The sequence below is a fragment of the Pseudomonas agronomica genome, assembly GCF_025917275.1.
GTDB classification, from domain to species: domain Bacteria; phylum Pseudomonadota; class Gammaproteobacteria; order Pseudomonadales; family Pseudomonadaceae; genus Aquipseudomonas; species Aquipseudomonas agronomica.
The window spans coordinates 1-9414 of the sequence record NZ_JAOSHO010000181.1; the positions used below are offsets into that span (position 1 = coordinate 1).

Annotated in this window: 8 protein-coding genes; all 8 read left to right on the forward strand. The window is 61.6% G+C overall.

What is annotated here, in order from left to right:
* The coding region (locus tag OC610_RS14580) for a 3-dehydroquinate synthase family protein (protein ID WP_456300303.1) at positions 1-606 on the forward strand (606 nt) is incomplete at its 5' end.
* Positions 603-1493, forward strand: coding sequence for a UbiA family prenyltransferase (locus tag OC610_RS14585; protein WP_264428618.1), 891 nt, complete (start codon positions 603-605; stop codon positions 1491-1493). The genes OC610_RS14580 and OC610_RS14585, both read left to right, overlap by 4 nt.
* A complete protein-coding gene (locus OC610_RS14590; protein ID WP_264428619.1) occupies positions 1490-2263 on the forward strand; it encodes an EboA domain-containing protein in 774 nt (257 codons plus the stop codon). Before OC610_RS14585 ends, OC610_RS14590 begins: the two co-directional genes overlap by 4 nt.
* Positions 2264-2298: 35 nt before the next feature.
* Positions 2299-3183 (forward strand): TatD family hydrolase, encoded by an 885-nt coding sequence (locus tag OC610_RS14595; protein WP_264428620.1) that lies wholly within the window; start codon positions 2299-2301, stop codon positions 3181-3183.
* On the forward strand, positions 3180-4409 hold the full coding sequence (eboE, locus tag OC610_RS14600; RefSeq protein WP_264428622.1) for a metabolite traffic protein EboE: 1230 nt from the start codon (positions 3180-3182) through the stop codon (positions 4407-4409). Before OC610_RS14595 ends, eboE begins: the two co-directional genes overlap by 4 nt.
* Positions 4399-5844: an alkaline phosphatase family protein gene (locus OC610_RS14605; protein ID WP_264428623.1), complete on the forward strand. Its 1446-nt coding sequence runs from the start codon at positions 4399-4401 to the stop codon at positions 5842-5844. Before eboE ends, OC610_RS14605 begins: the two co-directional genes overlap by 11 nt.
* Positions 5823-6965 carry a hypothetical protein gene (locus OC610_RS14610; RefSeq protein WP_264428625.1) on the forward strand — a complete coding sequence of 381 codons (1143 nt, stop codon included), beginning with the start codon at positions 5823-5825 and terminating at the stop codon, positions 6963-6965. Before OC610_RS14605 ends, OC610_RS14610 begins: the two co-directional genes overlap by 22 nt.
* A gap of 10 nt (positions 6966-6975) precedes the next feature.
* Entirely contained in the window at positions 6976-9354 is a 2379-nt protein-coding gene (locus tag OC610_RS14615) for a hypothetical protein (RefSeq protein WP_264428627.1), read from the forward strand.
* Positions 9355-9414: the final 60 nt, after the last annotated feature.

Consider the following 9414-nt stretch of genomic DNA (forward strand, 5'->3'; position numbering starts at 1 on the left):
CTGGCCGAGGCGGTCAAGGTAGCGCTGATCAAGGACCAGGCCTTTTTTCAATGGATGGAGCAACAGGCCGAGGCCCTCGCCCGGTTCGATCACCCAGCCAGCCGCCATGCGATCCACCGCTGCGCCGAATTGCACCTGGCACACATCACCGGGGCCGGTGATCCGTTCGAGCGCGGTAACGGTCGCCCCTTGGACTACGGACATTGGGCCGCACACAAATTGGAAAATCTCAGCCAGCACCGACTGCGCCACGGTGAAGCCGTCGCGGTGGGCATGGCCCTGGATGGGCTCTATGCCAATGCCTTGGGGCTGTTGAGCGATAGCGACACGGACCGGGTGCTGCGCCTGCTGCTCAAGCTCGGTTTCTACCTGACCCCGCCGGAGCTGGTCTTGAAAGATGCACAAGGCCGCTCACTGGTTCTGCTCGGACTGGAAGAGTTCCGCCAGCATCTGGGCGGGCAACTTTCCATTCCCATGCTCAGCCGGATCGGCGAATCGGTGGACGTGCATGAGATCGACACCACGCGCATGGAGCAGGCCTTGCAGCGACTCTCCACCCAGGTCGCCCTGGCGCCGCTGACCTTGAACGAGGGTTGTGCGCAATGACCCCTTCATCGCCGGACCTCAAGACCTGGATGACCCTCGGCCGTGTGTCCAACCTGCCCACGGTATGGACCAATACCCTGGCCGCCGCCCTGCTTGCCAGCAGCGCCGGGGCCCTGGCACCGCCGTCATCCCTGGTGTGGCTCCTGCTACTGGCGGCGCTGTCGCTGCTGTACCTGGCCGGCATGCTGTTGAATGACCTGCTGGACGCCGACTGGGACCAACAACACCACAATCCCCGCCCCATTACCCTGGGCCTCGTCAGCCGCCAGCAAGTGCGCCTGGCCACGACGCTGTTGCTGGTGCTGGCCGCCGCCTCGCTGTTGGGCCTGAGTCAACTGATCGAGCAGCCGCACTGGCTGCTGGGCGGCGCCGCCCTGTTGGTGGGCTGCATCCTCGGCTACAACCTGCTGCATAAAAAATATGCCCACAGTGTCTGGCTGATGGGCGCCTGTCGCTCAACGCTCTACCTCACCGCGGCAGCCAGCCTGGCGGTGCCCCCCGGGCCGATCTGGCTCTGCGCCATTTTGCTCGGTGTCTACATCAGCGGCCTGACTTACCTGGCTCGCCAGGAGCACCGCAACCAATTGATCAGCCGCCTCCCGCTGCTGCTGATGCTCAGCCCGCTGACCTTGGCGATCTACGCAGGCAACGTCTGGTTCTGGCCGGTCCTGCTGATATGGCTGGGTTGGTTGGGCTGGCACTACTGGCGCAACCTGGCCAACCCACGGCAACGGCAGGTTCGCGCCTTTATCGGCGCCGGCCTGGCCGCCCTGCCGCTGTTCGATGCCCTGGTGCTGGCCGTCGCCAACCAGCCACTGGGCAGCCTGCTGTGTGTCCTGGTGTTTTTCCTGCTTCCTCATTTCCAACGCTGGATCAAACCAACATGAACACGGACGTCACTGCGCCGGTATCGGCGGCCCTCGACATGCGCCACGACTGCCTGGACGAACATCGCCGCCGTTTCATCCCGTCACTCGAAGACACCGAACGGCAATGGTGGCTCTCGGCACAGGCGCAGCTTGCCCAGTGCCCGGACGCCAACACCGCGGCGCGCCTGAGCGGCCAGTGCAAGCGCAACCTCAAGGAGCGTGCCCAGCCCGGCACTGACGGCTGGAGCAATGTCCAGCTGGCGCGGGCGTTGCTGCTGGCCCAGGTCCTGGCGCTGCAACCCGGTGCCGAACAAGTGCCCTTGCTGCGCCAGTTGTTCCTGTGGGGCGACGATCAGGAAAAAATCGCCACCTTGAAGGCCCTCGATTGGCTCGATGGCCGTGGACAGTGCATCGAACTTGCACGCCAGGCCGGACGCACCAGCAACAGCCAGGTGTTCGCCGCCCTCGCGCTGGATACCCCCTACCCGTCGCGTCACTACGACGAACGGGCCTTCAACCAACTGGTACTGAAGGCCCTGGGCATGGGCCTTGATGTGCGACGCCTGATCGGCCTGGAGCAACGGCACGGCGTCACCCTCAACCAACTGGCCCTCGACCTGTTGGACGAACAACTCGCCGCTGAACGAACCGTGTCCGCAGGCCTGCCCCAGGTGATTGCCTTCGAGCTGCTGAGCCCGGCGCAACGTCAACGCCTGGCCGGACTGAGCCAGCAACGACGCTTGCCGCCGCCATGGCACGAACACTTGGATGGCGCTTCGCCGATCTGAGGTCCGCCCCCTGTTTTTTTGAATGAGGATCCACCATGCCCAAGTACTTCGACCCGCATATCCATATGGTCAGCCGCACCACCGACGACTACCAGAACATGGCTGCCGCCGGCATCACCGGAGTGATCGAGCCGGCCTTCTGGCAGGGCCAGGCCAGGACCAGCGTCGGCAGTTTCATCGACTATTTCGACACCTTGTTGGGCTGGGAACGTTTTCGCGCCAGCATGTTCGGCATCCACCATTTCTGCACCATTGGCCTGAACCCCAAGGAGGCCAATGACTTGTCAGTGGCCAATGAAGTGCTGGACATCCTGCCGCGCTACCTGGTGAAGGACGGTGTGGTGGCGGTCGGTGAAATCGGCTACGACGACATCACCCCGGAGGAGGATCGCTTTCTCGCCGCTCAACTGGAACTGGCCAAGCAATTCAACCTGCCGGTGCTGGTGCACACCCCGCACCGCGACAAAATCGGTGGCACCAAGCGCACGCTCGCGGTCATTCGCGAGGTCGGCATTGCCGAACACCTGGTGATCATCGACCACCTCAACGAACTGACCCTGCCCTTGGTGCTGGACAGCGACTGCTGGCGCGGCCATTCCATTTACCCCAACACCAAGATGTCGGAACAGCGCATGGTCGCGCTGCTGCAGCAGTACGGCACGGAAAAAATGGTGGTCAACAGCGCCGCCGACTGGGGCATCAGCGACCCGCTCAAGGTGCCCAAGACCGGCCAGGCGATGCTGGCCGCCGGCTTCAGTGAAGCCCAGGTCGAACAGGTGCTGTTCCACAACCCGGTGGACTTTTTCGCCCAGAGCGGCCAGTTGGACAAAGCCCTGGTCAGCACGCCACTGCCTATCGATCAACGGCGCCAGTGGCAGGACAACTCGGCCCTGCGGGGCCAGGAGCCGGTGATCAAATGAGTGCTCGCACGGGTTGGACGGCTACGCAGATCGGCTATTGCAGCAACGTGCACCCCACCCATGACCTGGGCGGGCTGCGCGCCTCCGTCGAACGGCATTTCCAGACCGTGCGAACACTGCGTGGGCTCGACACCCAGGACAGTGGCCTGTGGATCAGCGCGGGCGCCGCCGCCGAACTTCAACAGCCTTCGGCCCGTGCGGATTTCCTCGACCTGCTGCAACGCAGCGGGCTGCGCCTGACCTCGCTCAACGGCTTTCCTTACGGCCAATTTCACCAGGGCGCGGTGAAAGCCGACGTCTACCTGCCCAGTTGGGCCGATCCGCAGCGGCTGGCGTACAGCCTGGACCTGGCCCGTTTTCTCGCCCTGGCCTTGCCGGCGGACTGCGCCCAGGGCGTGATCTCCAGCTTACCGCTGGGTTATGCCGCCCGTTGGAGCCCGACGTTGCAGCAACGTGCCGAGCAGCAACTGCGCGAACTCACCGCCGCGCTGGCCCGGCTGCAGGTGGAGACTGGCAAGAAGATCGTGATTTGCCTGGAAATGGAGCCCGATTGCGTGTTGGAAAGCACCGACCAGGCCATCGCCTTCTTCCAGCACTGGCGAGCCACGGACCCGCACCATGAACACTTGGCGTTGTGTTTTGACGTTTGTCATCAGGCGGTGATGTTCGAAGACTGCTACCAGTCACTGGAGCGATTGCGTCGGGCCCAGGTCCCTATCGGCAAGATCCAGTTATCCAATGCGTTGATTTGTCGCCTGCCTGAAGACGCGCAGCGGCGCGAACAGGTGCTAAAAACACTGGGCGGTTTTGCCGAACCCACCTACCTGCATCAAGTGAAGGCCCGCGATGGGCAGGAGCGGTTATCGGCCTGGGCGGATCTTCCCGCAGCCCTGAATGATTGTGAGCAGAACCGCACCGCCCCTGCCGAGCTGAGGATTCACTTCCACATTCCGTTGTTCAGCGAACACCTGCTGTTGCCTGAACTCAGCGGCAGCCAGGTCGCCCTGGTGCAGACCTTCGATTTCCTGGCCGACCACGAAGATTTGCGCCCGGTGCTGGAAGTGGAAACCTACAGCTGGGGCGTCCTGCCCAGCGAGGTGCGACCCACGACCGAGCACGCCCAACTCCAAGGCATCGCGGCGGAGCTGCGCTGGGTCGAGGATCAACTGCAACAGCGCCAGTTGCTACACCCCCAAGCGCAGGAGGCCTGCGCCGATGCCCTCTGATTCTGCGCGCCAGCCGCTGCTGCTGATCAACGTAGTAGGCCTGACCCCCGCGCTGCTGGGGGCCGCGACGCCCTGCATCAATGCCTTGTTGAAGACGGCCAAGATGGCCACGCTGCAGCCGGTGTTCCCGGCGGTCACCTCTACCGTGCAGGCTTCGATCCTCACCGGGCAGCCACCGTCGGAACACGGCATTGTCGGCAATGGCTGGTATTTTCGCGACCAGGCCGAAGTCCGTTTCTGGCTGCAACCCAATGCCCTGATCCAGGGAGAAAAGGTCTGGCAGCCACTCAAGCGTGAGATCCCCGGGTTTCGCTGCAGCCAGTTGTTCTGGTGGTACAACATGTACGCGGACGTGGATGCCGCCATTACCCCGCGGCCGCATTACCCCGCCGATGGCCGCAAGCTGTTCGGCCTGTATTCCACGCCGGCCTCGTTGCACGAGCAGATTGAACAGCAGATCGGCACGTTTCCCTTCCCCGGTTTCTGGGGGCCGGCGGCCGGCATCGCCTCGAGCCGCTGGATCGTCGATTGCGCCATCGCCGAATTCCAGCTCAATCGACCCGACCTCCAGTTGACCTACCTGCCCCACCTCGACTACAGCCTGCAACGCCTGGGGCCTGATCATCCGTCGATTGCCGATGAGGTGCGGGCCATCGACAGCGAAGTCGGCCGCCTGCTGGCCTTTGCCCAGGCGCAAGGCGCGGCGGTGATGCTGCTGTCCGAATACGGGATCGAGGCCGTTACGCAATCGGTGTCCATCAACCGGCTATTGCGTGCCGAAGGCTTGTTGCAAGTGCGGCAATCGCTGACCTGGGAACTGCTCGACCCCGGCGCCAGTGCAGCGTTTGCCGTGGCCGACCATCAGATCGCGCACATCTATGTGAAACAGGCGCACGACATCCCTCGGGTCAAGGCGCTGTTGCAGCGCGAGGTCGGCATCGAGCAGGTGCTGGACAAAACCGAACAACGGGCCTGGCAGCTGGATCATGCCCGCAGCGGCGAGCTGGTGGCTGTGGCCGCCGCCGGCTACTGGTTCGATTACTACTACTGGTTCGACGATCGCAAGGCTCCCGACTTTGCCCGCACCGTGGACATCCATCGCAAGCCGGGCTATGACCCGCTCGAGCTGTTCATCGACCCGGCCATTCGCTTCCCGACATTGAAAGTGGCGCGCCGCCTGCTTCAGAAGAAGCTCGGTTTTCGCTATTACATGGACCTGATTCCGCTGGACACCCGCTTGGTCCGCGGCAGCCACGGCCGGCTGCCCACGAGCGCAAGGACCGGCCCGCTGCTCATCACCAATTGTGATCTGTCGTTGCCGCAGCACCTTGCGGTCACGGCGGTGAAGCAACTGCTCCTCGAACACTTCCAGGGGCACCCTCAGGCCGATACGGCGAATGCCAAGGAGCTTCCATGCGGCGAGCCATTTCCTTAACCGTTCTCAGTGCCCTGGCCGGTTTGGCCCAGGCACAGGACACCAACCACTTCGATTGCGGCAACTTCCTGCAGTTTGGAGCTGACATCAACCAGACTCGGGCTGCCTTTACCCAAAGCCCCGAGACCATGGCCTGGAACTGGTTCGTCTGCTTGAACCAGCCCAACGCCACGCAGAGCAGCAATCGGGTGTGGGAACTGATGAAGCCGTCAGACCAGGTCTACCTGCCCAACGGGGCTCCACCGGGCCCCTATGACGCGCGCGTGATGCCGCCAAACGCAGTACTTCAACAAGCCAGGGACCATGGAATGGACCTATCCCGAGCGTTTCATAACATCAACGCCATACAACAGGTCGATGGCTTGATCCTGCAAATGGGCGGTGCCGTGCCCAATGTCCAACGGGGCAACCCCGTACGTTTTCAACTCCTGATGGGCAAGGACACGTTCGATTACATCGTTAAAAACAAGGTCTACAACGTGAATGGCCAGGCCGCCCTGGCCACCGACCTGGACTTCCCACCCACGGCTTGGGAATTGAAAGCAGCGTGGCTGTGGATTGGCTTCGATACGACCTACCAAGCGCAGCTGGCGAACGACGGCTATTTCATCGCCCAGGCCTATTATCAGCAGGAAGACGGCCAGTACCAGGTCGGCTATGCAGCGCTGAGTGGCCTGCATGTCGTCAACAAGCTGAGCCCCAACTGGGTCTGGACCACCTTCGAAAACATCAACAACGGTAAATACACCGTCACCAATGACACACCGGCCGCGCCGATGGCCAACAGCACAGGGCCGACAGCGGCCGCCGAGCCGGTCAACGCCAGCTTCCAGGCCAATAACCCAACCCTGTCGCAGTACGAATTGATCGGGGTCGAATACAAGCCCATCAAACAGGTGCTTGCCAATTCGCAGCTGGAATCGGCTTTCCAGAACACTTCGTCCTGCCTGGCCTGCCACAGCACCGCCGCTTATTCGAACAACGACGGCTATTTCAATTTCGCCCTGAACCAAGGGGGCGGCATTGTCTATCCGACAGCCCCGCTGCCAGCCTCAGATTTCAATGGCTACAAAAAACTGGACTTTGTCTGGTCGCTGAAACGCGCCCAGTGGCAACGCTAAGGAGCATGACATGAGCGTATTGAATTTTCCCCGGATCTACCTCAACGGCCATATGTTCTGGAATCCACCGACAGCCAATAACAACGATGTGTTTCCGCTGTATGACGCGGTCAAGATGGACATCAACTGGCCGTTCATGAGCCACTTCGACATCAATCCCACGAACGCTCCCACCCAACTCATGCCCTGGGCCATCAAGCCCCTGGCAATGGCGGAGTTGCCCACCTATGTGCTGCAGGTGCCGACCAATGCCAACCCGAAAGCCTACCCGTACATGCCCGCCGAATGGGATCTGTTTGGCGACAATGCCTGCGGCACGGTGAGCTACAACGACATCCGCTCCACGGTCATCGGCGGCGAGCTGCAGGCCAACACCTACGTCGCCCAGGACACCCTGGTCGGCAAGGATTACCAACTGCTCGGCAACCCGTTTGGCAGCAACACGCCGAGTGCAGCACGCTTCGTGGACATCAGCCCCTGGCAGAACGCTTTCACCGCGTTGTATTTCGACAAGCTGACGCTGGGGGATGCCAGCCGTGGCCTGACGCTCAATCGACAGCACCGGATGCTGGACCGTTTTCTGAACTTCAATTGGGGAGCCCTGGGGGGGCTCGTGTATGTCACCACCACTTGGCAGACCTGCTTTGCCCAGGAAAACCTGGAATGGAACGTCGGCGATTCGGTCCTGCTGGCCAACCTGCAGCAGCAGATGAAGCAGCAAAAAGCCCAGGGCCTGATGTTCAGGTTCTCCACGTACCTGACCTGCTACGACAGGAACGGCACATTCAATAACTTCCCACCGATCAACACCCACTCCCGCCACCCCGTGGACATGGCCAATGTCCAGAAGATGTATCAGCAGGGCCTGGACAACGTCGCCGATATTTTCTTCAACCCCGCCTACAGTCGCACCAATGCGACCCTGGGACTGTGGTTCGCCGACGAATACCCCACCGCCCCCGCTGGCCGGCGCATGGTGCCCGCCCAGGCTGTGTCCATAACAAACCAACCTGAGGACGTTCAAAACATTCAGTTAGGGGTGATCTCGGCGCAGATTACCGATAACACCCTGTCGCTGGACTTGGGCAATACCTTCCCGTTCTACCCGGTGGACCCCAACGCCACCGTCCTGGTCCCGGAAAAATTCCAGGCCGGCAACTACAAACTGGGTGTAATCCAGAATGAACAGTTCAACGGGGTACTCGACTTTGGCTTCGAACACTACAACCAGGCAGCCTTCGACAAACGCTCGGGCCTGCTGGACTTCACCCTTAACGACGCGCAAAAGACCACCTTGCAATCGGCTCCGCTGGCGCTCCAATTGCAGGCTCCGGCGTTCAACGCGCCGCTGATCGCCGCCACCCAACAGACCTGGACCGCCGAGGTCATCGAGAGCGGCAGTTTCATCGACGTGGGTGATCACAAGACACTGAACATCATGGTGCAGAAAAATGGCCAGCCGGCCGCCAACACCACGCTGTGGGTGGCGGAATACGGCAACCCCTACATGGTGACCACCAGCGACTACTACCTGGCGTTCAGTAACGCAGCCAATTTCACGCTGTTCTATGACGATCCGACAGACCGTAACTTGAACCACGCAAACCTGCCGCAATTCAATGACGCGCCTCCCGTATCGAACTACCTGGCCACCGGCAGCGGTCGTCGGCTTACTGCCCTGCGGAACGTGCATCGGCCGACGAGCACACCGGTCGGATACCTGGATTTCCTGAATGGCCCGGGCAAACCCATCGCGGTCAACTTGAGCCCTTGCCTGGCATTCGATGCCGGCGTCTACGCCAGCCGGACGCTGAAGGACAACCAGGCCACCCAGGTGGATTATTCCTATGTAACGATCACCACCAACGCCCAGGGTATCGCCCAGGTGAGCTTCAGGGCCATCGCCGCGGGCTTTCCGACCTTGCGTTTTTTCTTCAAGGACGGCGACAACGATCCGGCCATTCCCTTCAGCTTCGCGCTCCCCCAGGCCTACATCGACTTCCTCGCGCCGATACGTGTCCTGCCCATCGACATCCAGTTGCAACAGGACTTCATCAACTACTGGAACAACATCTACAAGGATAAGGACGCCGCCACAGCGCTGTGGGAGGGTTTCCTCTACCCACGCATCCTGCAGACCTTCTACTACCTGTACCCGATCATGAACAAGTTCATGCCGCTCAACTCCCAGGCGCGCGTCGAAGGTGCCATCGATCAATTGATTGTGTTGATCAGCAAGCCCTACCAGGAAGAAAGCACGCTCTCGATGCCCATCACCCGTGACATGTCCCAAAGCCGCCGCGCCGTCCTGGAGCTGTGGGCCAAGAAACTGGTGAAGCGCGGCTATCCGCCACAACCCCTGAAGATGAGCGACTACGACGGCCTGTGACGGAATCGCAACGCTGCTCAAAGGAAATGACCGTGGCGAGGGAGCTTGCTCCCGATGGGT